Annotated in this window: 25 protein-coding genes; 12 read left to right on the forward strand and 13 right to left on the reverse strand. The window is 74.1% G+C overall.

Annotated features, from left to right (window positions below; all coding sequences use genetic code 11):
* Positions 1–90: 90 nt before the first annotated feature.
* The 6 genes from ACZ66Z_RS17315 to ACZ66Z_RS17340 form a co-directional block, all read right to left on the reverse strand.
* The gene (locus ACZ66Z_RS17315; protein ID WP_469934806.1) at positions 91–1,332 is read right to left on the reverse strand and encodes an ABC transporter permease; all 1,242 of its coding nucleotides are present in this window, start codon (positions 1,330–1,332) and stop codon (positions 91–93) included.
* Complete coding sequence (locus tag ACZ66Z_RS17320; protein WP_469934850.1) at positions 1,329–1,991, reverse strand: ABC transporter ATP-binding protein; 663 nt, start codon at positions 1,989–1,991, stop codon at positions 1,329–1,331. The genes ACZ66Z_RS17315 and ACZ66Z_RS17320 overlap by 4 nt, the downstream gene beginning before the upstream one ends.
* Before the next feature lie 65 nt (positions 1,992–2,056).
* Positions 2,057–3,655, reverse strand: coding sequence for a hypothetical protein (locus ACZ66Z_RS17325; RefSeq protein WP_469934807.1), 1,599 nt, complete (start codon positions 3,653–3,655; stop codon positions 2,057–2,059).
* Positions 3,656–3,751: 96 nt separating this feature from the next.
* Complete coding sequence (locus ACZ66Z_RS17330) at positions 3,752–4,747, reverse strand: hypothetical protein (RefSeq protein ID WP_469934808.1); 996 nt, start codon at positions 4,745–4,747, stop codon at positions 3,752–3,754.
* Positions 4,725–5,216, reverse strand: coding sequence for a hypothetical protein (locus tag ACZ66Z_RS17335; protein ID WP_469934809.1), 492 nt, complete (start codon positions 5,214–5,216; stop codon positions 4,725–4,727). Before ACZ66Z_RS17335 ends, ACZ66Z_RS17330 begins: the two co-directional genes overlap by 23 nt.
* Positions 5,217–5,591: 375 nt before the next feature.
* Positions 5,592–6,122 (reverse strand): AMIN-like domain-containing (lipo)protein, encoded by a 531-nt coding sequence (locus ACZ66Z_RS17340; RefSeq protein WP_469934810.1) that lies wholly within the window; start codon positions 6,120–6,122, stop codon positions 5,592–5,594.
* Between the two features lie 316 nt (positions 6,123–6,438).
* On the opposite strand from ACZ66Z_RS17340, the gene ACZ66Z_RS17345 reads away from it, so the two are divergent.
* Positions 6,439–7,272: a MurR/RpiR family transcriptional regulator gene (locus ACZ66Z_RS17345; protein WP_469934811.1), complete on the forward strand. Its 834-nt coding sequence runs from the start codon at positions 6,439–6,441 to the stop codon at positions 7,270–7,272.
* A 20-nt stretch (positions 7,273–7,292) separates the two neighbouring features.
* Here ACZ66Z_RS17345 and ACZ66Z_RS17350 read toward each other — a convergent pair whose 3' ends face one another.
* From ACZ66Z_RS17350 to ACZ66Z_RS17370, 5 genes are all read right to left on the reverse strand, one after another.
* Positions 7,293–7,664, reverse strand: coding sequence for a hypothetical protein (locus tag ACZ66Z_RS17350; RefSeq protein WP_469934812.1), 372 nt, complete (start codon positions 7,662–7,664; stop codon positions 7,293–7,295).
* A 47-nt stretch (positions 7,665–7,711) separates the two neighbouring features.
* Positions 7,712–8,104, reverse strand: a complete 393-nt coding sequence (locus ACZ66Z_RS17355; RefSeq protein WP_469934813.1) for a roadblock/LC7 domain-containing protein — start codon at positions 8,102–8,104, stop codon at positions 7,712–7,714.
* Positions 8,105–8,145: 41 nt separating this feature from the next.
* Positions 8,146–8,910 (reverse strand): transcriptional regulator, encoded by a 765-nt coding sequence (locus ACZ66Z_RS17360; protein WP_469934814.1) that lies wholly within the window; start codon positions 8,908–8,910, stop codon positions 8,146–8,148.
* Positions 8,907–9,299, reverse strand: a complete 393-nt coding sequence (locus ACZ66Z_RS17365) for a roadblock/LC7 domain-containing protein (RefSeq protein ID WP_469934815.1) — start codon at positions 9,297–9,299, stop codon at positions 8,907–8,909. Before ACZ66Z_RS17365 ends, ACZ66Z_RS17360 begins: the two co-directional genes overlap by 4 nt.
* A 245-nt stretch (positions 9,300–9,544) precedes the next feature.
* Positions 9,545–10,882 (reverse strand): type III PLP-dependent enzyme domain-containing protein, encoded by a 1,338-nt coding sequence (locus tag ACZ66Z_RS17370; RefSeq protein ID WP_469934816.1) that lies wholly within the window; start codon positions 10,880–10,882, stop codon positions 9,545–9,547.
* 95 nt (positions 10,883–10,977) lie between these two features.
* Here ACZ66Z_RS17370 and hutU point away from each other — a divergent pair, with 95 nt between their 5' ends.
* The 5 genes from hutU (at position 10,978) to ACZ66Z_RS17395 (ending at position 16,767) form a co-directional block, all read left to right on the forward strand.
* The gene (gene hutU / locus ACZ66Z_RS17375; protein ID WP_469934817.1) at positions 10,978–12,660 is read left to right on the forward strand and encodes a urocanate hydratase; all 1,683 of its coding nucleotides are present in this window, start codon (positions 10,978–10,980) and stop codon (positions 12,658–12,660) included.
* Between the two features lie 17 nt (positions 12,661–12,677).
* On the forward strand, positions 12,678–13,874 hold the full coding sequence (locus ACZ66Z_RS17380; protein ID WP_469934851.1) for an allantoate amidohydrolase: 1,197 nt from the start codon (positions 12,678–12,680) through the stop codon (positions 13,872–13,874).
* Positions 13,865–15,202: a formimidoylglutamate deiminase gene (locus ACZ66Z_RS17385; protein WP_469934818.1), complete on the forward strand. Its 1,338-nt coding sequence runs from the start codon at positions 13,865–13,867 to the stop codon at positions 15,200–15,202. Before ACZ66Z_RS17380 ends, ACZ66Z_RS17385 begins: the two co-directional genes overlap by 10 nt.
* 97 nt (positions 15,203–15,299) lie before the next feature.
* The gene (hutI, locus tag ACZ66Z_RS17390) at positions 15,300–16,469 is read left to right on the forward strand and encodes an imidazolonepropionase (protein WP_469934819.1); all 1,170 of its coding nucleotides are present in this window, start codon (positions 15,300–15,302) and stop codon (positions 16,467–16,469) included.
* A 136-nt stretch (positions 16,470–16,605) separates the two neighbouring features.
* Complete coding sequence (locus ACZ66Z_RS17395; protein WP_469934820.1) at positions 16,606–16,767, forward strand: hypothetical protein; 162 nt, start codon at positions 16,606–16,608, stop codon at positions 16,765–16,767.
* Positions 16,768–16,773: 6 nt separating this feature from the next.
* On the opposite strand, the gene ACZ66Z_RS17400 is transcribed toward ACZ66Z_RS17395, so the two are convergent.
* Together ACZ66Z_RS17400 and ACZ66Z_RS17405 are read right to left on the reverse strand one after the other, a co-directional pair.
* Positions 16,774–17,130 (reverse strand): hypothetical protein, encoded by a 357-nt coding sequence (locus tag ACZ66Z_RS17400; protein WP_469934821.1) that lies wholly within the window; start codon positions 17,128–17,130, stop codon positions 16,774–16,776.
* A 197-nt stretch (positions 17,131–17,327) separates the two neighbouring features.
* Positions 17,328–18,239, reverse strand: a complete 912-nt coding sequence (locus ACZ66Z_RS17405) for an RNA polymerase sigma factor SigF (protein WP_469934822.1) — start codon at positions 18,237–18,239, stop codon at positions 17,328–17,330.
* Positions 18,240–18,461: 222 nt separating this feature from the next.
* On the opposite strand from ACZ66Z_RS17405, the gene ACZ66Z_RS17410 reads away from it, so the two are divergent.
* From ACZ66Z_RS17410 to ACZ66Z_RS17435, 6 genes are all read left to right on the forward strand, one after another.
* On the forward strand, positions 18,462–18,830 hold the full coding sequence (locus tag ACZ66Z_RS17410) for an STAS domain-containing protein (protein WP_469934823.1): 369 nt from the start codon (positions 18,462–18,464) through the stop codon (positions 18,828–18,830).
* Between the two features lie 91 nt (positions 18,831–18,921).
* A complete protein-coding gene (locus ACZ66Z_RS17415; protein WP_469934824.1) occupies positions 18,922–19,341 on the forward strand; it encodes an ATP-binding protein in 420 nt (139 codons plus the stop codon).
* A gap of 119 nt (positions 19,342–19,460) precedes the next feature.
* Positions 19,461–20,183, forward strand: a complete 723-nt coding sequence (locus ACZ66Z_RS17420; protein ID WP_469934852.1) for a peptidase — start codon at positions 19,461–19,463, stop codon at positions 20,181–20,183.
* A complete protein-coding gene (locus ACZ66Z_RS17425) occupies positions 20,183–21,079 on the forward strand; it encodes a COG1470 family protein (protein ID WP_469934825.1) in 897 nt (298 codons plus the stop codon). Before ACZ66Z_RS17420 ends, ACZ66Z_RS17425 begins: the two co-directional genes overlap by 1 nt.
* Positions 21,076–22,134, forward strand: a complete 1,059-nt coding sequence (locus ACZ66Z_RS17430; RefSeq protein WP_469934826.1) for a hypothetical protein — start codon at positions 21,076–21,078, stop codon at positions 22,132–22,134. Before ACZ66Z_RS17425 ends, ACZ66Z_RS17430 begins: the two co-directional genes overlap by 4 nt.
* Before the next feature lie 14 nt (positions 22,135–22,148).
* A complete protein-coding gene (locus ACZ66Z_RS17435) occupies positions 22,149–23,615 on the forward strand; it encodes a hypothetical protein (protein ID WP_469934827.1) in 1,467 nt (488 codons plus the stop codon).
* The last annotated feature ends 44 nt before the right edge of the window (positions 23,616–23,659 follow it).

The raw sequence follows: 23,659 nt of genomic DNA on the forward strand, positions 1-23,659 counted from the left end.
GTGCTCGCGCACCGGGAACTTTCCGGCGGCACGGCCCGGGGCGCGGGACGCTCCGGGCCGTGACGAATGGGGGGGGAGGGGAGCCGGAGGTCAGCGGCGCAGCGCCTCGACGGGCTGGATGCGGCTCGCGCGCCAGGCCGGATAGAGCCCGGCGAGCAGACCGGTCAGGAGGCCGATCGCCGGGGCGGTGACGACCGTGGCGGGCGGGATGACGGGCGTCCACTCGCGGGCCATCGCGACGGCGACGACGACGGTCACCCCCAGCGAGGTGCCGATGAGCCCGCCGAGCGCCCCGAGGACCCCCGACTCGGTGAGGAACTGGGCGAGCACGTGCCGCCCCCGCGCGCCGAGCGCGCGGCGCAGCCCGATCTCGCCGGTCCGCTCCATGACGGCGACGAGCGTGGTGTTGGCGATGCCGACCGAGCCGATGAACAGGCAGACGGCGGCGAGCACCAGGAACAGCTGCCCCAGGTCCCCGCTCACCCCGCTGCGCAGGGTGCGCGGGTCCGGCGGCGGGACGGCCCTGAGGTACTCGGGGTGGTCCGGGCGCAGCGCGACCGGCGCCTCTCCCGCAACCTGCTGCGCGGCCCCCACCCTCGTGCTGACGAGCATCTCCGCCCCGTCCTTGGGCGGCCCCCAGAGCTCCTGCGCGGTGCTGCGCGGGACGATCACCGACAGCAGCAGATCGGCCTTGCGCCGCGTGTCGTCGACGATGCCGATGACGGAGAACGCCTCGTCGCCGATGAAGAGCGCCGGCTGGGTCTCCAGCGTGGTGATGCCGAGCCGGGCCGCCATGCCCATGCCGATCACCGCGACCCGCTGGCGGGTCGCGTCGTGCCAGCGGTCGTACACCCGCCCTTCCCGCACCGAGGGTTCGGCCGCGAGCAGCGCCCCCGACGAGGCGGCGACCACCTGGATCTGGCTCGCGGCACCCGCACCGGCGACGGGTGCGGAACGCACCTCCTGCCCCTCGCGCAGCTGCACCGTCCACAGCACGCCGCCGTGGGCGACCCCGTTGAGGCGCTCGACCCGCTGGTCGGCGTCGTCCGGGAACGCCAGGTCCTCGAACTCGGTGTGCTCGCCGCTGACGTCCTGGACGGTCACCTCGGTGGCGCTCAGCCCGCTGAAGCGCGCGTCGATCTGCGAGGCCGCCGTGGCGGTGAGACCGAGCACGGCGACGAAGGAACCGACGCCGAGCACGGTGCCCAGGGCGGTGAGCGCCGCGCGCGCCGGCCGCTGGAGCAGCCCGGCGGTGGACTCGGAGACCAGGTCCCGCCAGTGGAAACGGGACGGCTCGATGCCCTCGGCACGACGACGGATCCGCACCCTCACGCCGCCCGCCCCTCGGTCAGCACGCCGTCCCGGATGGAGAGGGTGCGCGCGCCCCGCCGCGCCACGGCGGGGTCGTGCGTGATGACCAGGACGGTCATCCCGTCGCGGTGCAGGTCCTCCAGGAGCTCCATCACGGTGGCGGCCGTCGCGCTGTCCAGGTTGCCCGTGGGCTCGTCGCAGAGCAGCAGCGAGGGGCGCGCGGCCAGCGCCCGCGCGATCGCCACGCGCTGCCGCTCGCCGCCGGACAGGGTCGTCGGGACGGCGTCCAGCCGGTGCCCGAGGCCGACGCGGACGAGGGCGTCCCGGGCCGCCGCGACCCGCTCCCTGCGGCCGGTCCCGCCGTACACCATGGACAGCGTCACGTTCTCCACGGCCGTGCGGTGCGGCAGCAGGTGGAAGGCCTGGAAGACGAAGCCGATGCGGCGTCCGCGCAGCGCCGAGCGGTCCGCGTCGCCCAGCGAGCCGGTGTCGATGCCGTCGAGGAGGTACTGCCCCTCGGTGGGGGAGTCGAGCAGCCCCGCGATGTTGAGGAACGTCGACTTGCCGGAGCCCGAGGGCCCCACGATGGTCACGAACTCGCCCTTGCGGACCGTCAGTTCACAGGGCTGGAGGGCCGCGACCGCCGGCGGCCCCGGATAGGTGAGGCCGGCTCCGCGCATCTCGATGACGGGCGGGACGGCCGCCTCGTCCACGGGCCGGTCCACGGCGGGCGCCGTCGTCCCGTTCACGACGGTCCGAAGCCGGTGGAGGCCGCGCCCGCACCGCCGCCCGCACCGCCGCCCACGCCCGCACCGCCGCCCACGCCCGCGGTGACGCCGGTGATGACCTGGTCGCCCGCGGACAACTCGCCCGCGCGCGCGGGCCGGACCTCCACGTAGCCGTCGCCGGTGCCACCGGTCTCCACGGGGACGCGCAGCCGCTTCCCGCCCGCCCGGACCACGGTCACCGAGGTCCTGCCGTCGGCGCCCGCCGAGACGGCGGTGACCGGGACGACGAGCACCGCGCCGTCGGTGGCGGCGGTCTGCACCGTCAGCCGGACGTCCTGCCCGGCCATGGACGCGTCCAGCGGCTTGTCCGGGGCGACGACCATGGCGTACCCCTGGGCGCCGGACTTGTCCGGGGCGCCCTCGCCCGTCCCGGCGGCGGGCTGCGGCCGGGCGAGGCCGGTCGCGACGGAACGCACCGTCGCCCCGGCCGACGTGCCCTCCCACTCGGAGAAGATCTCCACCCGCTGACCGGGCCTGACCAGGCCCCGCTGGTGCTTCTGCAGAAAGCCCTCGACCACCAGGACGCCCGCCGAGAGGGTCAGCGCGCTCCCCTCGGCCTTGCTGCCGACCCCGGCCGAGACCGAGTCGACCCGGGCCGGGAACCCCTTCAGGTACACGACCTCGGAGGCGGGCAGCATGGGGCCGGTCCTCGCCTTGATCCGGTCCAGCCGGTCCCAGGTCTTCGCCAGGTCCTCACGGGCGCGACGGAGCTCGACGCCCGGGTCCGCCGGCTCCTCGGGGCCGACGGCGCCCGCGCCGCCCTTGCCGTCGGCGCCCGCGCCGCCGGTGCCGCCCTTCCCGTCGGTCCCCGTGCCGCCCGGGGCGCGCCGCGCGGCGGCCTGGATGTCCTCGACCCGGCGGGCGGCCTCGGTCACCGCCTCCTGCGCGCCGGTCAGCTCCTCCTCGCCGCCGTCCTCGGCCGGCAGCGGGTCGTACCCGACGCTCCGGTAGAACGCCGTCAGGGCGGCCTTCGTCCCCGGGCCGAAGAGTCCCGAGCGGTCGCCGCCCGTCCCGTGGCCCCGCTCCCGCAGCGCGGCCTGGAGCTGGGCGACGTCCTCGCCCTCGGCGCCGGGCTTGAGGTCCCGGTACACCGGCACGCTGCCCTTGAGCGCGATCACGGGCCGTCCGGACACCTCCATCAGGACGCGGCCGGAGCGGAAGGTGTCCCCCGCGCCCACGTTCATCTTGGTGACGACGGGCGCCCCGCCCGCCCCGCCGGAGACGGCGGCGGCGACCGACACGGTCTGCGAGGCGCGTACGGACCCCCGGAGGATCACCGCCTCCTCGAGCACGCGGTGCTCGACCGGGGCGGTGATGACGCTGGGCGGCGGCGCCGCGGTGTCCGCGGCGGCCTGGGCCGGCGACTTGATGACACGGGCGGCGACGATGCCGAGGCCCGAGACCAGGACCGCGGCGGCGGTCACGGCCCCGAGCAGGCGTCGGCGGCGGGCCAGGGCGTTGCCCGGCCCGCCCGCTTTCGCGCGCGCTTCCTGCGGTGCGGCGGCGTGCTCCCACACCTCGTCGACGGACGACGGAGCCTCGGGTCCGTTACCCACGTCTGTTCCCCATATCTGCGCGGCGCCCGGCCGGGCGGCGGCGCCAGGCCGTGGCGGGCGTCGGCGCGGCCGCACCGGCGCCCGCCACGGGCGGTCTCATCCGCGGAGAGCCGCTTCGGCGGCCTTGACCGCCTGGGCGTTCTTCTCCTTGAGCTGGTGCAGGGCGAGCTGGTTCTCCTCGACCTGCCGGTTCTGGATCGCGGCCTCCGCCGTGTGCCAGACGCGGACGAGGTCCGTCTCCTTCTTGCAGTCGACGTCCGCCACGGCGGCGGAGATCTCCTTCTCCGACGGCTCGGCCCCCTCGACCCGGGGGACGAGGTCGAACGTGGCATAGGGGTCCGCCACCGCGTACCCCTTCTTCCGCATGCAGCCCGACCACGCCTTGACGACCGCCAGGACCTCGGGCGTCTCCTGGGACTTCACGAGGCTGTCGTGGTCGAGCCGGCTGGAGAGGCCGAAGTCGATGCGGGCACCGATCCTGTCGAAGGACGCGCCCTGGCAGCCGTCCTCGGGGACCTTCTTCCCCCGGTAGGTGGCCGGTGCGGGTTCGGCCCGGGGGTCGAGGCCCTTGCGGCCGGTGAGGACGGCGACGGCGGCGGCCGTCAGCTTCGGCGGCGGCGGGTGCTCGACGGTGTCCGGCGGGAGCCCGAATCCGTACTTCTCCGCCATCGCGCGGTCGCTGATCCCGTACCGCCGCGACATGTTGGCGTCGTCCGCGTTGGGCGGCGGGTTCGTGCCCACGGGCGGGAAGACGACGGTGAAGCCGAAGTCGGCCATGCACTGCGTCTGGAGGCTGCGCGCGGCACGCTCGATGACGACGGAGTCCCGGTACGTCTGCATGTACTGCTGGAGCGGCAGGACGAGCCCGCGGGCGAGCCCGGAGTCGGGCGTCGCCTTGGGCCACTTCGACTCGTCGACCCCGGCCGCGGCGGCGGACTGCGGCGGCGCCTGTCCGGCGGGGTCCGTGTCCCCGCAGCCCGTCAGGGAGGTCAGGGCCAGGCCGGCCGCGGCCAGGGCCACCAGGGACCGCGCGAGCGGTCCCGGGGTCCCCGGCCGGAGCCCCGCCCGCTCACGCGAAGTGCGAGGAGGCATTGTTGTTCTTCAGGGTGGCGTCCAGGTTGGTGCTGGAGGCGCAGGCCCAGTAGTGCGGGATGGACTGCGAGTGGCCCGCGTAGCCCGAGTTGTAGTAGACGCGGTAGCCGTCGACCGTGGAGCAGTTGTTGGCCGAGGCGGCGTTGTTCTTCACCACCTGGCCGGAGCCGTCGCCCTGGCCGGAGGCGAACACGAACACGTAGTTGACGGTGCCCGCGTCCGTGCCGTTGTACGAGATGGTCTCGCCGGCGTGGTTGTACTGGTTGCCGTAGAACTTCGCGAAGCTGCCGCTCGGGTTTCCGTTGCCGGAGTCGGCGACCGAGTGGTAGTTCAGGTACAGGTCGCCCTCGGTGCAGTTCCTGTAGTCGCAGTTGTCGCTCACGTACTGAGTGGAGACGGCGGCGGCGGGCGCGGCGCCGTACATCAGGGTGGCGGCGGTGGCGGCAGCGGCGGCGGCCGTGGCGCCCACGCGCGTACGAACGGATCGAACCTTCATGGTCCCCCCAGAGTCCATCGATTCACCGGGTCCGGAGCCGGTGGCGTCCGGACGGGCAGACGGTAACCGGGGTCCGGGGCGACGGTCTAGGCCAATTCGAAGGGGCCCGGGTGTCTGGTTTTTCTGACCTTGTAGTGATCATGACGGATGCGTGACACCGGGCTCGGATCGGCGCCCTCGGCAACTGATGTGTCGTCAATTACTGCTTCCAGCAGGGCCTTTGGCCCGTCCGAGAGGATCACCGCCCCCTCGGACGAGGTGGAGCCGGGCGAGGCGCGGGCCCGTCGACATGTGACACGGGTCACTGCAACCGTCTCGGGGATCGGGCCCTCCGCCCCCCGGAGCCGCCTACCGGTAGACGTCCACGACCACGCGGTTCGGCTGCGTGAGGGTGAAGACGTTGTAGCGCGTCGAGGGGCCGAGGGAGATGCCGAAGTCGACGTACCCCTCGAAGTCGCTCAGGAACTGGACGCCCTTGAGCACGGGCAGACCGGGCTGCTGGAGCGTCGGGCCGGTGTAGGTCGGCCGGCCGGCGTCGTCGGAGGTGTGGGCCCCGGAGAACCGTACGAACAGGTACGAGCTTCCGGGGGTCGTCAGGTGCCCCGTCTGGCCGCTCCCGCCGAGGGGGTAGCTCCCGTCGGCGTTCTTCCACGTGTCGACCTGCGGCAGGCCGTCCGCGGTGAAGTCGAACACGAGGCGGTCGTGGTCCGGGTGGGTCGCGTACCGGGTGCCGGTGACGCAGGTGGGGGTGCACGTCGCGGTCACCGCGGTGGCCGCGGCCGGGGCCGCCGAGGCGGTGGGCGCGACGAGGAGGCCGGTCAGCAGCGCGGCGGACAGTGCGGCGGACGTCCGGGCGAGCCGGCGCGGGGCGGGGGTCATGACTTCTCCTTGAGCTCGGTGGTTCCCGTCGGACGGGGAGGACGGGTCCGGCCGGGTGCTTGTCCGCCCGTCGGCGATCATGCTCCGGACGCGGCAGAACGTACGAGGAGACCGGGGGAGCGGAACAGTCCGGACGGGCGGAGTCCGTCAGGTCCGCGCGAAGGCGGCGGATCTTGCCGCACGCGCGCGAGTGACGTGGAATGGATCGCGCTCGACCGGTCCCGTCGAGCCGCTCGGGTTCTCCTCCCGCGAGGTCCGCCCGGTGTGCATATCCTTATGCAGAGGATTCGCGAGTGAATAGGCGAGAGGGGGCGGCATGAGCGACAGCCCGGCCGGCCGGCTGCAGGCGCTCTTCGAGGGGCACCGGCTGACACCGACGCAGCGGCGGATCGCGCACTGCATGGTGCGGCGCGCCGGTGACGTGCCGTTCCTGTCCAGCGTCGAGCTCGCCGAACTCGCCGGCGTCAGCCAGCCCTCCGTCACCCGCTTCGCCGTCGCCCTCGGCTTCGACGGCTACCCCGCGCTGCGCAAGCACCTGCGGGAGAGCATGCCCGCGGCCCCCGAGGAGGCCTCGGGCCTCAACGAGTACCAGCAGGCCGTCCTCGCCGAGATCGAGAACCTCCAGCACCTCGCCGGGCTCCTCGCCGACCCCGCTCCCGTCGAGCGGGCCGGCCGGCTCCTCGCCGGGTCCCGCCCGCTCCTCGTGCTCGGGCTGCGGGCCGCCTCCTCGCAGGCGCGCGGCTTCGCCTACTTCGCCGCCAAGGTCCACCCGGACGTCCGGCTCCTCGACGAGGGCGGCTCGATGCTCACCGACCGCGTCGACGCGGCCGTACGGGCCGGGGCCACGGCCCTGCTCTGCTTCGCGCTGCCCCGGCACCCCCGGGAGGTGGTCGAGGCCCTGGAGCACGCGCGGAAGGCCGGGCTCACGGTCGTGACCGTCGCCGAGTCGGCGTTCGCGCCCGTCGCCGCCCACAGCGACCTGCTGATCCCCGCCGCCGTCGGCACCGGACTCGCCTTCGACACCGCCTGCGCGCCGATGCTGCTCGGCCGGGTCCTGCTGGAGGCCATGGCGGACGAACTCCCCGACGCGCAGGCGCGCCTGGAGGAGTTCGACACGAAGGCGGCGGCCCGGGGCCTGTTCGTCGAATAGGCCCCGCGCGCCGCTCCGGGTCAGACCTCCAGCTCGGCCTCGATCTTCTTCAGCTGGTGGCGGGCCATCGCCAGGTTCGCGCGGTTCTTGTCGAGCGCCAGGTAGAGGAAGAGGCCGTTGGTGCCCCGCCCCTTGAGCAGCCGGATCAGGTGGTACTGGGTGCCGAGGGTGATCAGGATGTCCTCGATGTCCTCCTGGAGCCCCAGCATCTCCATCGTCCGGACCTTGGCCCGGACGACGTCGGTGTTGCCCGCCGCGGCCATGTTCAGGTCCAGCTCCTTGCCGCCGCCGATCGTGCCGAGCGCCATGCCGCTGGTGTAGTCGACGAGGGCCGCGCCGATCGCGCCTTCGATCGTGACGGCTTCCTTGAGGGAGGTCTCGGTGTTCGCCATGGTGTCGTACTTCTTCCTTCTCGGTGCTGTTCGGGACTGTGCGGATGTCAGTTCAGGTCTTTGCGTTCCAGCGCTCCGTCGACGAGCTCCCCTATCCGGGCGCTGGACCTGCGGGCCTCCAGATGGAGCCGCCCCACGTTGATCCGGGGCTCGGCGAGCAGCGTCAGGACGGCCGAGCCGCCCGCCGCGTACGTCGCCACGTAGCCGTTCTCGCCGCGCACGAGCAGTTCGCGGAAGCGGCCCTGCCCGGTGGAGTCGGTCAGCCGCTGCCCGACGCCGAGCGCCGCCGCGGTCAGCGCGGCCACGGTCTCCGCCTCGCCGTCCACCGTGTCGTGGGCGAGGACGAGCCCGTCGGCGCTGGCCGCCAGGGCTCCGGTGAGCTGGGGCAGCCGCGCCCGCAGCCGTCTGAGCTCGCCGAGGACCTCGGCTTCTGCCGTCATGAGCTGTCTCCTCTCGGCGCGCATGCGCAGGGCACGCCTCATCACAGGTGTGCCTCCAGGGCGTCACGGAGCCGGCGCAGCAGGGCGATGTCGGGATCGGTCACCGGCGGGGCCGGTGAGAAGGCCTGCGGTGGCGGTGCGGGCAGGGGGTCGAGCGGCGTCTCGACGAGGCCGGACGCGGCCAGGCGCCGCACGTCGAGCAGCGTGTGGAAGGCGGGCCGGCCGAGCAGCCGGGCCAGCTCCGCCGGGGTCCGCTCCCCGTCGGCGGCGGCGAGCAGCGCGCGCTGCCGCGCCCCCACGGTCTGGCCGGGGGAGGGCGGGCGCGGCACGACCGGGGCGGTGTCCACGGCGGGGTACGGCCAGACGGCGTCGAGGAGTTCGCGGCGGCGGACGGTCTCGCGCTCGACGGCCTCGGCGGAGACCGGCCGGACCGTCCCGAACCAGTGCCCCACCCCGTACCGGAAGCGGGTCGGTCCGCTGGTGGGGGAGAGGGCGAAGAAGGCCGCGTCGAAGACGGCGCCGAGGTGGCAGATCTCCAGCTCGCCGTCGTGCAGCCGGCCGCTGTCGACGAGGAAGCGGCCGACCGCGCGGTGCGCCCCGGCCCGGTCGACGGCCTCGTCCCAGCCCTCGCGGGGCAGTCGGCCGCCGGTGGTGAGGAGGACGTCGACACCGGGGGCGGCGGGCGCCTCGGCGTGCACGACCCGGCCGTCGACGAGGTAGAGCGTGCCGTGGTCGCGCAACAGGGCGCCGGTGGCCTTCTCGGCGGCGAGCCGGACCAGCATCGGGGAGACGGCCGTCCTGCTCATCCGAGGACCAGTCTCTCGGCGAGGTCGCGGAGCCGGAGCCGGGCGAGGGCGAGGTTGCCGGAGTCGCGGTCGAGCCAGAGGTGGAGGAAGACGCTGCTGTCGAAGGAGGTCTCGACGAAGCGGAGGACGTGGTAGCCGGCGCGGGTGGTGACGATCAGGTCCTCGACGGGCGGGCCCGCCCCGGGGCCGCCGTCCGCTGTCGTGAAGGAGTCGAACTCGGCCGCGGAACGGGCGAGTTCTGCGGTCTCGGCGGCCGTCGTCTCGTGGTCGCCGACCGGTGAGTCGCCCGCCGTGCCGAGCGCGAGCCCGCTGGTCCAGTCGACCAGGGAGGCGCCCCGGGCCCCCGGCAGGGCCATGACCTCCAGCAGGCACTCGTCGATTCCGGGCACGCGGATTCCCCTCCCGATGCGGCGTGCGAACGTGCGGCAGTGACGGTGACGCTACTGAACGTTCCGCTCCGGTGGAGGCGTTCTGGCATTTTCCATCGGAACATGCCGATGTCTGACTCGAATTGATCCGGAGGGACCCGGTCGTCCCGCGACTCGACGGGATCGGTCGTACGCTCGACGGGATCGGTCGCGACCCCACGGGACCGGCCGCGCGGCTCCGCGGCGCCCGTCCCGTCGGGCAGGTCCTACCCGACGGGCTGCCGGACCAGCGCGTCCGCCCGTTCCCCGCCCGCCTCGGCGACGATCTCGTCGAGCGTCTGGGCCCTGCGCACGGTCGTGAACGCCACCGCCCCGTCGCCGTCGACCGTGAAGCCGTGGACCGCGGGCCGGGGCAGGCTGTTGTACGCGTAGTGGTGGGCGAAGTAGTACGCGCCGGTGTCCGGGACCGCCACGACGTCGCCCGGGTGCAGCAGCGGCAGCGCGCGGCCCGTGGCGAGCAGGTCCCCGGCGAAGCAGGCGGGGCCCGCCACGTCCTGGACGGTGACGTCCCCGGTGCGGGGCCGGCCCCCGGAGTCGTACGCGAGGACGCGCAGCGGCCAGGACCCGGGGGCGTAGACCGTGCGGGCGGCCAGCTGCACGCCCGCGTGGGTGACGGCGATCGGGCGGCCGCCGGAGGTCTTGGTGTACTCCACCCGGGCGAGGACCGTGCCGTGCTTGGCGAGCAGGGAGCGCCCGAACTCGGTGACGAGCCGGTAGCGGCCGTCGAGGAGCCCGGGGACGGTGTCGGCGAGCAGCAGGGCGTACTCCGCGTACGTCGGCTCCTCCTCGTCGGAGGCGAAGTTCACCGGCAGCCCGCCGCCGATGTCGAGGGTGTCGACCTGCTGCCGGCCGGCCGCCCGGTTGATCTCCTCGGCGAGCGCGTACGCCTCCCCGACCCCCTGGGCCATGAGGGCGAGCGGGATGCCCTGGGAGCCGGTGTGGGTGTGCAGCCGGGTCAGCCAGGGCCGGTCCAGGAAGGCCCGGACGACGGCCTCGCGGGCGCCCTCGTCGCGGAGCGCCACGCCGAACTTGGAGGTGGCGGTCGCGGTCGAGAGCGCCCCGATGGAACCGGCTCCGACCTGCGGGTTCACCCGGAGGCCGAGCGGCGAGGCGGTGGGGGCGGAGGCGACGAGCGCGTCGAGCCTGGCCAGCTCCTGGAGGTTGTCGGCGTTGACGGCGATCCCGAGGGCGAGGGCCTGGCGGAGCTCGGCCGGGGTCTTGGCGGGGGAGTCGAGCACGGTGCGGGAGGACGGGACGCCGGCCGCGCGGGCGAGGGCCAGCTCGCCGGGGCTCGCGACCTCGACGCCGAGCCCCGCCTCGTGGAGCAGGCGCAGGACGGGGACGAGCGGGGCGGCCTTCACGGCGAAGGCGTGCAGGACGTGCGCGTCGGTGACGGCGGCGAAAGCGCTGGTCAGAGCGGTGGCGGAGGCGAGGATGCCGACGGTGTCGAGGAGGGCGACGACCGGCTGCGCGGGGGAGAGGAGTCCTTGGTCGACGGAGGCTCGGACGGCGAGATCACGACGGGAGGAGGCCATGCGGCCCATCCTCGTGCATCGTCCGGCCGGGGCGCCCTGTTGACTACAACTATTCAGCGAGCCAAGATGTGAATATCTGAACGACATTCCGAGGAGGCACCCCCATGTCAGGACCCCGCCCCGTGCGAGCAGCCCGCGGTACGGAACTGAGCGCCCTGGGATGGCAGCAGGAAGCCGCCCTCCGGATGCTCCAGAACAACCTCGACCCCGAGGTCGCCGAGCACCCCGACAAGCTCGTCGTCTACGGCGGCACCGGCAAGGCCGCCCGCGACTGGCGCTCCTTCGACGCCATGGTCCGCACCCTGCGCACCCTCAAGCAGGACGAGACGATGCTCGTCCAGTCCGGCCGCCCCGTCGGCGTCATGCAGACCCACGAGTGGGCCCCCCGCGTCCTCCTCGCCAACTCCAACCTGGTCGGCGACTGGGCCAACTGGGAGGAGTTCCGCCGCCTGGAGCAGCTCGGCCTCACCATGTACGGCCAGATGACCGCCGGCTCCTGGATCTACATCGGCACCCAGGGCATCCTCCAGGGCACCTACGAGACCTTCGCGGCCGTCGCCGCGAAGAAGTTCGGCGGCACCCTGGCCGGCACCATCACCCTCACCGCCGGCCTCGGCGGCATGGGCGGCGCCCAGCCCCTCGCCGTCACCATGAACGACGGCGTCGCGATCTGCGTCGACTGCGACCCGCGCGCCATCGAGCGCCGCATCGAGCACCGCTACCTGGACGTCAGGGCCGACAACCTGGCCCACGCCCTCCAGCTCGCCACCGAGGCCCGCGACGCCCGCCGCCCGCTCTCCATCGGCCTCCTCGGCAACGCCGCCGAGCTGCTCCCGCGGATGCTCGCCGAGGGCGCCCCCATCGACATCGTGACCGACCAGACCTCGGCCCACGACCCGCTCTCCTACCTCCCCGTCGGCGTCGCCTTCGAGGACATGGCCGACGCCGCCGCCAAGGACCCGGCCGGCTTCACCCGGCGCTCCCGCGAGTCGATGGCCAAGCACGTCGAGGCCATGGTCGGCTTCATGGACGCCGGCGCCGAGGTCTTCGACTACGGCAACTCGATCCGCGGCGAGGCCCAGCTCGCCGGCTACGACCGCGCCTTCGCCTTCCCCGGCTTCGTCCCCGCCTACATCCGCCCGCTGTTCTGCGAGGGCAAGGGCCCCTTCCGCTGGGCCGCCCTCTCCGGCGAGGCCTCGGACATCCACAAGACGGACAAGGCGATCCTCGACCTCTTCCCGGAGAACGAGTCCCTCCACCGCTGGATCAAGATGGCCGGCGAGCGCGTCCACTTCCAGGGCCTGCCCGCCCGCATCTGCTGGCTCGGCCAGGGCGAGCGCGACAAGGCGGGCTCCATGTTCAACGACATGGTCGCCGACGGCACCCTCGCCGCGCCCCTCGCGATCGGCCGCGACCACCTCGACTGCGGCTCCGTCGCCTCCCCGTACCGCGAGACCGAGGCCATGCTCGACGGCTCCGACGCCATCGCCGACTGGCCGCTGCTCAACGCCATGGTCAACGTCGCCTCCGGCGCCTCCTGGGTCTCCCTCCACCACGGCGGCGGCGTCGGCATGGGCCGCTCCATCCACGCGGGCCAGGTCTCGGTCGCGGACGGCACGAAGCTCGCGGGCGAGAAGATCCGCCGCGTGCTCACCAACGACCCCGGCATGGGCGTCATCCGCCACGTCGACGCGGGCTACGACATCGCGGAGCGCGTCGCCGACGAGAAGGGCGTCCGCGTCCCGATGCGCGAGGGCGACCGGGACGACGAGGGTGCTTCCGCGTGAGCGACAGCTTCCACGCCATGTGGCGGTCGCTGCGGCCCATCGGCCGCAGCGCCGCCTCCGGTGGCTACCGCCGCTACGCCTGGACCCAGGCCGACGCCGACTGCCGCCTCTGGTTCCGCATGCAGGCCGAGGCCCGCCGCCTGGACGTCGAGACCGACCGCAACGGCAACCAGTGGGCCTGGCTCGGCGACCCCACGGCCGGCGACGCCGTCGTCACCGGCTCCCACCTGGACTCCGTCCCCGACGGCGGCGCCTTCGACGGCCCCCTCGGCGTCGTGTCCGCCTTCGCCGCCCTCGACGAACTCCGCTCCCGCGGCGCCTCGTTCAAGCGGCCCCTCGCCATCGTCAACTTCGGCGACGAGGAAGGGGCCCGCTTCGGCCTCGCCTGCGTCGGCTCCCGCCTCACCGCCGGCCGGCTGACGAAGGAGCAGGCGCACGAGCTCCGCGACGCCGACGGGACCACCCTCCCGCAGGCCATGGAGGCCGCCGGGTACGACCCCTCGGGGATCGGCCCGGACCCCGAGCGACTGGGTCGCGTCGGCGCCTTCGTCGAGCTGCACGTCGAGCAGGGCCGCGCCCTGGACCTCTCCGGGGACGCCGTCGGCATCGCCTCCTCCATCTGGCCGCACGGCCGCTGGCGGTACGACTTCGCCGGCGAGGCCAACCACGCGGGCACCACCCGCCTGGTCGACCGTCGCGACCCCATGCTCACCTACGCGGAGACCGTCCTCGCCGCCCGCCGCGAGGCCGAACTCGCGGGCGCCGTCGCCACCTTCGGCAAGATCGCGGTCGAGCCGAACGGCGTCAACGCCATCCCGTCGACGGTCCGCGGCTGGCTCGACGCCCGCGCCGCCGACCAGGGCTCCCTCGACAAGGTCGTCGCGGGCGTCGAGGCGGCGGCCCGGGAGTACGCCGACCGCCACGGCATCGACCTCGCCGTCGTGCGGGAGTCGTTCACCCCGATCGTGGAGTTCTCGCACGCCCTGCGCGACGAGCTCTCCCGGATCCTGGGCACCTCGGGCAAGGTGCCGGTCCTCGGCACGGGCGCGGGACACGACGCGGGCATCCTGTCCGAATCGATCCCGACCGCCATGCTGTTCGTACGGAACCCCACCGGCGTCTCGCACTCCCCGGCCGAATTCGCGGCCGAGGACGACTGCGTGGCCGGGGTCATCGCACTCGCCGACGTACTGGAGGAGCTGGCGTGCCGCTGACGACGTACTGGCTGGAGCACGCCTGGCTCGACACGAACGTCGAGCCGGGCGTGGCCCTGGAGGTCACGGACGACCGGATCACCGCCGTCCGCACGGAGGTCGGGACGCCCCCGCCGGGCGCCGTCGTCCTGCGCGGCCTCACGATCCCCGGCCTGGCCAACGCCCACAGCCACGCCTTCCACCGGGCCCTGCGCGGCACCGTCCAGGTCGGCTCCGGCACCTTCTGGACCTGGCGCGAGGTCATGTACTCCGTCGCCCAGCGCCTCACCCCCGACGGCTACTTCGCGCTCGCCCGCGCGGTGTACGCGGAGATGGCGCTCGCCGGCATCACCTCCGTCGGCGAGTTCCACTACCTGCACCACGCGCCCGGCGGCACCCCGTACGCCGACCCCAACGCCATGGGCGAGGCGCTCGTCGCGGCGGCGGGGGAGGCGGGCATCCGCATCACCCTCCTCGACACCGCCTACCTCTCCTCCGGCTTCGGCGCAGCCCCCGAGCACCACCAGCTCCGCTTCACCGACGGCACCGCCGAGAAGTGGGCGGAGCGGGTCAGTGCGCTGAAGGAGCGCGACGGCGTCCGCATCGGCGCGGCGATCCACTCGGTACGGGCCGTCCCGGCCGACCAGCTGTCGACCGTGGCCCGGTGGGCGCAGGACCGCCGGGCCCCGCTCCACGTCCACCTCTCCGAGCAGACGGCGGAGAACGACGCCTGCCTCGCGGCCCACGGGATGACGCCGACCCAGCTCCTGGCGGAGCACGGCGTCCTGGGCGCGCGGACGACGGGCGTCCACAACACCCACATGACGGACACGGACATCGCCCTGATCGGCTCGACGTCCACCGGCACCTGCATGTGCCCGACCACCGAACGGGACCTCGCCGACGGCATCGGTCCGGCGGTCGCCCTCCAGCGCGCCGGCTCGCCGCTCTCCCTCGGCAGCGACAGCCACGCCGTCGTCGACCTCCTCGAAGAGGCGCGGGCCATGGAGCTGAACGAGCGCCTGCGCACCCGCACCCGGGGCCACTGGACGGCCGCCGCGCTGCTGCGCGCGGCGACGGCGGACGGCCACGCCGCCCTCGGCTGGGCCGACGCGGGCGTCCTGGAGGCCGGCGCCCTGGCCGACTTCGCCACGATCACCCTGGACTCGGTCCGCACCGCCGGCCCGGTCCCGCGCCTGGCGGCGGAGACGGCGGTCTTCGCGGCGACGGCGGCGGACGTGCGCCACGTGGTGGTGGGCGGCCGGACGGTCGTCCGGGACGGCGCCCACGTCTCCGTACCGGACGTCGGCGAGGCCCTCGCGACCGCGATCGCCGCACTCAGAAGCTGAGCGTCGGGTTGTGGGCAATCGTTCCGCGGGGCGGAACGGGTGGGCACAACCCGGCCGCCGGCCCGCACCCGAACGACCCGCCCTCACGGAGAGCAAGATGACGACGACGCTCATCACGAACATCGGCAGCCTGGTCACGAACGATCCCGCCCTCGGCACGGGTCCCCTCGGCCTGATCGAGGACGCCGCGCTCGTCCTGGACGGCGAGAAGGTCGCCTGGGCGGGCCCCGCGAGCGCGGCCCCCGCCGCGGACGCGGCCGTCGACGCGGCCGGCCGCGCCGTCATCCCCGGCTTCGTCGACTCCCACTCGCACCTCGTCTTCGCCGGCGACCGCACGGCCGAGTTCCACGCGCGGATGTCCGGCCGGCCGTACGAGGCGGGCGGCATCCGCACGACCGTGGCGGCGACGCGCGCGGCGAGCGACGCCGAACTCTCGGCGAACGTGGCCCGCTACATGGGGGAGGCGCTGCGCCAGGGCACCACCACCTTCGAGACCAAGTCCGGCTACGGCCTCACCGTCGAGGACGAGGCCCGCGCGCTGCGCGTCGCCGCCGAGCACACCGACGAGGTCACCTACCTCGGCGCGCACATCGTGTCGCCGGACTACGCCGACGACCCGGCCGGGTACGTGAAGCTGGTGACCGGCGAGATGCTGGACGCCTGCGCCCCGTACGCCCGCTGGGTGGACGTCTTCTGCGAGAAGGGCGCCTTCGACGGCGACCAGGCCCGCGCGATCCTCAAGGCCGGCATGGCGAAGGGGCTGCAGGCGCGCGTCCACGCCAACCAGCTCACGTACGGCCCCGGCGTACAGCTCGCGGTCGAGCTGGACGCGGCGAGCGCCGACCACTGCACCCATCTGACGAACGCCGACATCGACGCCCTCGCCCAGGGCAACACGGTCGCGACCCTGCTGCCGGGCGCCGAGTTCTCCACCCGCGCCGAGTGGCCGGACGCCCGCAGGCTCCTCGACGTGGGCGTGACGGTCGCCCTGTCCACGGACTGCAACCCCGGTTCGTCCTTCACGTCCTCGATGCCGTTCTGCATCGCCCTCGCGGTCCGGGACATGCTGATGACGCCGGACGAGGCCGTCTGGTCCGCCACCGCCGGCGGCGCGGCGGCCCTGCGCCGCACCGACGTCGGCCGGCTGGGCGTCGGCGCCCGCGCGGACCTCGTCGTCCTCGACGCCCCGTCCCACGTCCACCTGGCCTACCGGCCGGGCGTGCCGCTGGTCGCGGAGGTCTGGCGGAAGGGCGCGCGGACGGTCTGAGCGGGGGATCCACCCGGGGGGGATTGAGCAGCCGTACTCAGGCGGGGCGGGCCGCGGCGGCCGACACTCGGACCATGAAGTCAACTTCCGTGCACAAGGGCCGAGTCGGCCGCGGTAGGGCGCCCACTCTCGGCCCATGTCCGTCTCCACCGCCCTCTGGTCCTTCGCCCTCGTCGTGGGTCTCCTGACCCTCACCCCGGGGCTCGACACCGCCCTCGTCCCGCGCACGGCGGCCCTCGGCCACCGCACGGGCACGGTCGTCACGGCCTTCGGCCTCCGACTGGCCTTCGGGGACTGACCGCCGTCAGCGGAACTCGTGGACGACCTCGATCTCACCCACGATGTGCGCGTTGAACTCGTCCAGCTCCTCCGCCGGCACCCACAGCTCCAGGATCGTCCGCCCGCCCGCCTGTCGGACCGGGTACCTGCGGAGGAACTCCGTGTCGACCTCGAAGCGGGTGACGTAGCCGACGCCGCTGTGCTTCACGTTCCAGTCGCGGGCGATCCTCACCGCGTACTCCTCGTCGAGGACCGGATAGAAGATCGGCTGCTCCGGCAGCCGCGGCGGCCACGCGCGTCGGCCCGATTCCCGTACGAGCTCCAGCTCCTCGGGGCCGGTGGGGCGCCACAGGGTCGTCGTCGGGCGGGTGCGGGCGGTCATGGCGGTTCGCTCTCTCTGCGCGGGGCCGGGGTCCTGAACCGTAGCGGCGGTCCCGCGGTGCGGGCATCCCCGTTTCCGTGGGCCGACCACCCTCCCCTCCCGGCCCGTTCCGCGACGGCGGAGGGCCCGTCCAGGGTCGTCAGACCGCGAACGGGCCCTTCCGCGGCCGTCTCGGAGGCTCGGGGCGCCGGGGGAGATCACTCCTCCAGGGTCAGCCCGCGCCGCAGCCGGCCCAGGGTGCGGGACAGCAGCCGGGACACGTGCATCTGGGAGATGCCGAGTTCCGCGCCGATCTCCGACTGGGTGAGGCCGGAGACGAAGCGGAGGGAGAGGATCTGCCGCTCGCGCTCGGGCAGCGAGGCGATCATCGGCTTGAGGGAGGCGATGTACTCGATGCCGGTGATGCCGTGGTCCTCGTAGCCGAGCCGGTCGGCGAGCGCGGCCTCGCCGCCGGCGCCGTCCTCCTCGTCGGGCTGCGCGTCGAGCGAGGCCGCGGTGTAGGCGTTGCTCGCGGCCATGCCCTCGACGACCTCCTCCGGCGTGATGCGGAGCTCCTCGGCGAGTTCGGCGACGGTCGGGGCGCGGTCGAGGCGCTGGGCGAGCGCGTCACCGGCCCTGGCGAGTTCGAGCCGGAGCTCCTGGAGCCTGCGGGGCACGTGCACGGACCACGAGGTGTCGCGGAAGAAACGCTTGATCTCGCCGATGATCGTCGGCATCGCGAAGGTCGGGAACTCGACGCCCCGGGTCAGTTCGAAGCGGTCGATCGCCTTGATGAGGCCGATGGTGCCGACCTGGACGATGTCCTCCATGGGCTCGCTGCGGGTGCCGAACCGCGCGGCGGCGAACCTGACGAGGGCGAGGTTGAGTTCGACGAGGGTGTTGCGGACGTACGCGTGTTCATGGGTGCCCTCCTCCAGCTCGGAGAGCCTGGCGAAGAGCTGCTTCGACAGGGCGCGGGCGTCGACCGGACCGATCCGATCGAGAGGCATGTCGAGCAGTCCGTCGGGCAGACGGTCGGAAAGACGGTCGGGCAGATCGACGGCAGGGTGCTGGGAAAGTGCTGCCGACGGCGCGTCGGGGGTACGCGTGGCGTCGAGCCGGGGTGACATGGGTCTCCTTCTGGTGCTTCTCGCTGCGGTTTGCGGCGCCTCCAAAGCCGGCCGGGTCGGGCGTTCCCTTCTAGCCCTACCCGGTCGACCCGGATCGTTGCAAGTGCCAATAATCCCTTTCGTTCCGATATGCGAGGTACCTCATGTGCATCGAAGGGGCTGCCGCTTGTAGGGTTCGAGTCACATCAGTCGGCATCCGCGAGAGCGAGAAGAGGCACGGGCATGGACCGCCAGCACATCGGCAGCGCGCCGCCCGCGCGACTGCGGGTCGAGGTCCGTGACGTGGCGGGGGGCGCGCTCCTCACGCCCGTCGGCGAACTCGACCACCACACCGCCGAACTGCTGCGGGTGCCCCTGGACGACGCCCTCGACGGGGGCCGCACCCGGCTCGTCGTCGACTGCGCGGGCCTGGAGTTCTGCGACTCGACCGGGCTCAACGTGCTGCTCGGCGCCCGGCTGAGAGCGGACGCCGCCGGCGGCGGCGTGCACCTGGTGGCGATGCCGCCCGCGGTGGCCCGGGTGTTCGAGATCACAGGGGCGGACAGCGTCTTCACCATCCACGAGACGCTCGCCACAGCCCTCCCGGACTGAGGCCGCCAGCCCGCACGACCACTCGGCGACGCTCTGTGACGCCCTTCCGTTCCTACCCCTCCGTCCCGTCGATAGGTGAGGTGAAGCGTTGATGGACCAAGCTTCCGACGTCCGTACGCTCGCCCTCGGCGAGACCAGCGGCACCGTGCCGCTCGCGCGCGACTTCACGCGGACGGCGCTCCACGAATGGGGCTGGCTGCCGGCCGCCACCGCCGACCGCAGGGCCGCCGCCGAGGACGTCCTGCTCGTCGTCTCCGAGCTCGTCACCAACGCCTGCCTGCACGCCGAGGGCCCCGAGCAGCTGCGCGTCCTGCGGACGTCCCGGACGCTGCGCCTCGAAGTCACCGACCGCGGCGCGGGACAGCCCGCGCCGCGCACCCCGCACCGGTCCGGGCGGCCGGGCGGGCACGGCATGTTCATCGTGCAGCGGCTCTGCCTGGACTGGGGCATCGAGCGCACCCCGGGGGCCCCCGGGAAGACGGTCTGGGCCGAACTGGCCGCACCGGCATAGGACCTTCACAAGTCCACGCGTTCCCCTGCCTTCCCTCCGCACGGTCCCGGGCGTACCTTGACGCCCAATCTGAAAGACCGTCAGTTCCGTTGCGGTGAGGGGTGCTCGGGGTGTCCAAGGTGCCGAACCGGAGGAGGACGACCGCCGCGCTCGCGGCGGCCGTCGCGGTGGCGGGCGCGACCGTGCTGGCCGGAGCACCGGCCGCCCGGGCGACCGTCGTCGACGTGAACTACGCCTGCGAGACGAAGATCGGGCCCAAGAGCGCCGTCTCGCCCGTCGACGTCAAGGCCGTCAGGAGCGGCGACGGCTACACGATCAGCATGTCGTTCGACAAAGGGGTCTCCGACAGCCCGGTCGAACTCCCCAAGGGCGTCATGACCCCGCGCGCCGAACTCGTCCTCGGCGGGGACGCGAGCGGCACGGTGAAGGTCACGGGGACGCCGAACACGGCTGCCGTCCCGCCCGACACCCCCATCAGGATCGGCACGCTGACCGGCACGTTCACCCCGAAGAAGAACGGCAGGGTCACCTTCACGGCGGGCACCCTCACCGTCCACGCCCTCGGCATGGACGCGGCCGTCTGCACACCGAGGAACAACCCGAAGCCGTCGCTGGAACTCCAGGTCACCGGGGTCTCCGGCGACGGTCCGGGAAACGCCGCCCCGCCGCCCGCCGACGGCTCCGACGGCTCCGGGGACTCCGGCGGCTCCGAGGGCTCCGGCGGCGAGCTGCCGAAGACCGGCCCGCTGGACTCCGCCCTGGCGCTCGGCACCCTCGGCGGCACCGTCCTGCTGACCGGCGCCGCCGGAGTGCTCTGGCTCACGCGGCGCACGGCACGCTGATGCGGACGGCGGACCGCTCCGAACGCCGGACGGCGCACCGGCCCGTCCGGCGCACGGCGGCCCGTCCCGGGCGCCGTGCGGTCGCCCGCTCCGGGCTCGTGGCCGCCGTGACCGCCCTCCTCGGCGCGGTCGCGGCGGCACCGCCCGGCGCCCGGGACTGGACGGCGGCGCCCGCCGCCGGACGGCCGTACGCCTACCTGGAGGGCCCCGCCGGCAGCGTCCTCCAGGACACCCTGTCGGTCGCCAACCCCGGCACCGCGCCCCTCACCGTCCGCCTCACCGGCCGGGGCGCCCCGGTGGCCTTCGCCGCGCCGACCGTGACCGTGCCCGCCGGGACCCGCGCCGACGTGCCCTTCGCCGTGACCGTCACGGCGGACACCCCGCCCGGCGAACACCGGGGCACCCTACGGGCGGTGGCCGCCGGCCGGGAGCTCCGCGTCGACCTGCGGATACGGGTCAGCGGACCGCACCTCGCCGCGCTCACCGTCGAGGACGTCCACCTCGACGGGGCCACCGGCGCCCTCCGCTACACCCTGGTCAACCGCGGCACCACCGTCCTCGCCCCGCGCCTCGCGGTCCGCGCCGAGGGTCTCCTCGGCACCGTCCTCGACCGGTCGGACCGCGCCCTGCCGCTGACCCTCCGCCCCGGCGAGCGGACCACCCGGACCGAACCCTGGCCCGACCCGCCCGCCCTGGACTCCGTCACCGTCCGTCTGACGGCCACCGCGCCGGGCGCGGCCCCCGCCACCGCCCGCGCCGAGGCCGCCTTCGCCTCGGGCCCCGCGCTCGCCGGCGCGGCCGGGCTGCTCCTCGCGGCGGCGGGCGCCGCCGCCCACACGGCCCGGCGGCGGGGCAGGTCCCGTACCCGGCGGGCCCCGGCGGGAGCGACACCATGAGGACGATCCGTACGGCCGCCGCCCTCCTCACCGCCCTCGCCCTCGTCCTGCTGCCCGCCGCCCCCGCCGCGACGGCGGCCCCGGAACCGGTGGTGGAGCTCTCGAAGGCCGAGGGCGGCAAGGGCGGCGAGATCACCGTCAGCGGCAGCGGCTGGAAGCCCGGCGCGCTGCTCATGCTCCTGATCTGCGGCCAGGGCGCCCCCGGCAGGGGCGTCATCGGCGGCACCAACTCCTGCGCCAACACCGAGGGCCGGGCCGCCACCGTCGACGCCAGGGGCGCGTTCAGCGCGAAGCTCCCCGTCGCCGAACCGCCCAGGCCCTGCCCCTGCGTGGTGCACGTCGCCGGGGTCACCGGCCGACAGGACTCCGTCGACAAGGAGTTCACGGTCGCCGGACACCCCACGGCCCCGCTCCCCGAGGCCTCCGGCGACGGCCGCCTCGCCGTCCTCGCCGCCGTCCGACTCGACGGCTCCGACGGCCTCCTCACCTGGTTCGGGGCGCCCCCGCGCCGCGAGGTCGTCCTCACCGTCGGCAACCTCGGCCCCGCCGCCGTCAAGGACCCGGTCTTCCAGGTCGGCACCGGCCACGGCGTCTTCGCCCCGCAGTACGAGGAACACCAGTGGCGCGGCACGATCGAACCCGGCAGGAAGGCCCTGGTCCGCCTCCCCGCCGAGCTCACCGCCGGCGCGCACGGCGACTACCAGGTCTCCGTGACGTACGCGGGCAAGGTCCTCGTCGAGCAGCCCTGGGGCGTCGGCAGGCCCTGGGGCGTGACCCTCTTCTGGGTGCTCCTCGCCGTGGTGGTGCCCGCCGCGCTGTTCCGGATCGGCATGGCCGTGGTCGACCGCGCGCGGCCCGTCTCCGGGGCCGGCCGGGCCTCGGCGCCCCGGACCCGGACGGGGCCGCGCGGACGCCGCCGCGCCCCGGCCCGTACACCCGCTTCCGCCCCCGCACCGGGGGACGGGGAGACGACCGCGGCCCTGCCGTGGTTCAGCCCTGACTCCGCACCGTCAGCGCCAGGGAGCAGCAGCCCGACGACGAAGGGACAGGTGTGAGTACGCAACGGAGGATGAGCGCGGCCGGAGTCGCGCTGGTGCTCGGCGGCGCGGGGATCCTGTACGCCGCCGGCCCCGCCCAGGCCGCCGAGGTGAGCTACGCGACGGAGTGCATCCCGCCGTCGATCTCGGGCCTTCCGCCCGTGCAGGGCACGACGAAGGTGCTGATCACCGCGCCGGCCGAGGCCGAGGTCGGCGACGAGGTCGAGATCGTCTGGAAGACGGTCCGGGCCGCCTCGAAGAACCCCGACGTGCTCGACCTCGACAAGGACACGGTCAAGCCGACCGGAGTCCTCACCGTCGGCGGCGCGGGGAGCGGGACCGTCGCGATGGAGGGACCCCGGCAGAACCCGCCGATCCCCAAGAACTCCCCGATGGTCCTGCCCGACATGAAGGGGAGGCTGAAACTGGAGAAGGCGGGCGAGATCACGCTGACGCCCGGCAAGTACACGATCAACGTGTCCAAGCCCCTGTCGACGGACACCAAGTGCTCCCCGAAGGAGACGGTGCCGGTCGGCGCGACGATCAAGGTCACGGCCGGGGGAGGGGGAACGACGACGGGCGGCAGCACGTCCGGAGGGACCGCGTCGGGCGGCTCGACCACCACCTCGGGCGGCTCGACCACCACCTCGGGCGGCACCACCACCTCCGGCGGCACCACCACCTCGGGCGGATCCTCCGACTCCGGCGGTACGGGTTCCACGGCGGGCGGCACCACCACCGGCGGCTCGACCACCGGCTCCGGCGGTACGGGTTCCACCGGCGGCTCGACCACCGGCTCCGGCGGTTCCGGCAGCTCCGGCGGCGGTTCCGGCGGGCAGACCGACTTCCCCGGCAAGCAGGTCGCGGTCCAGTTCTCCTGCCGGCCTCCCGGCCCCGCCTCGATCGCCTCCGAGGTGACGATCGACGCCAGGAAGAACGGTACCGGTTACGACCTCACGGTCAAGACCGCCAAGGGCGTCATGAACAGCCCGGCGGCCCTGCCCGCCGGTGCCCTCAAGCCGTCCATGGCGGTCGGGATCGGTGGCGCCGACAGCGGCTCGGTGAAGGTCACCGGCCCCGCCAACGCGGCCCCCCTCGAGGCGGGCAAGCCGGTCGACCTGCCCGACATGAAGGGCACGTACACCCCCGGAGCGACGGGCAGGTCCACGCTCAGTCCCGGCGCGCTCACCATCAGCGTCTCGCTCGGCGGCTCGCCGATCGTCATCCCCTGCCAGGTCAAGGGCGCCGTCCGGGCCTCCCTGGAGCTGGACACCAGCAAGCAGGCCGGCGGCGCCTCCGGCGGCTCCGACGGCGGGACGGACACGGGCACGGCCACCGGCTCGGGTTCGGGCTCCGGCGGCTCCGACGGCGGGAACCTCGCCCACACCGGAGCGGACGACGACGGTGCCCTGCGCGCCCTCGCCCTCGTCGCGGGCACGATCGTCCTGGTCGGCGGCGCGGTCTTCACCTTCACCCCCTGGGCGCGGCTCAGGCGGTGAGGAACGACGGAGGGCCCGTCGCACCGGTGCGGTGCGACGGGCCC

Source organism: Streptomyces sp. NPDC107498 (assembly GCF_055582805.1).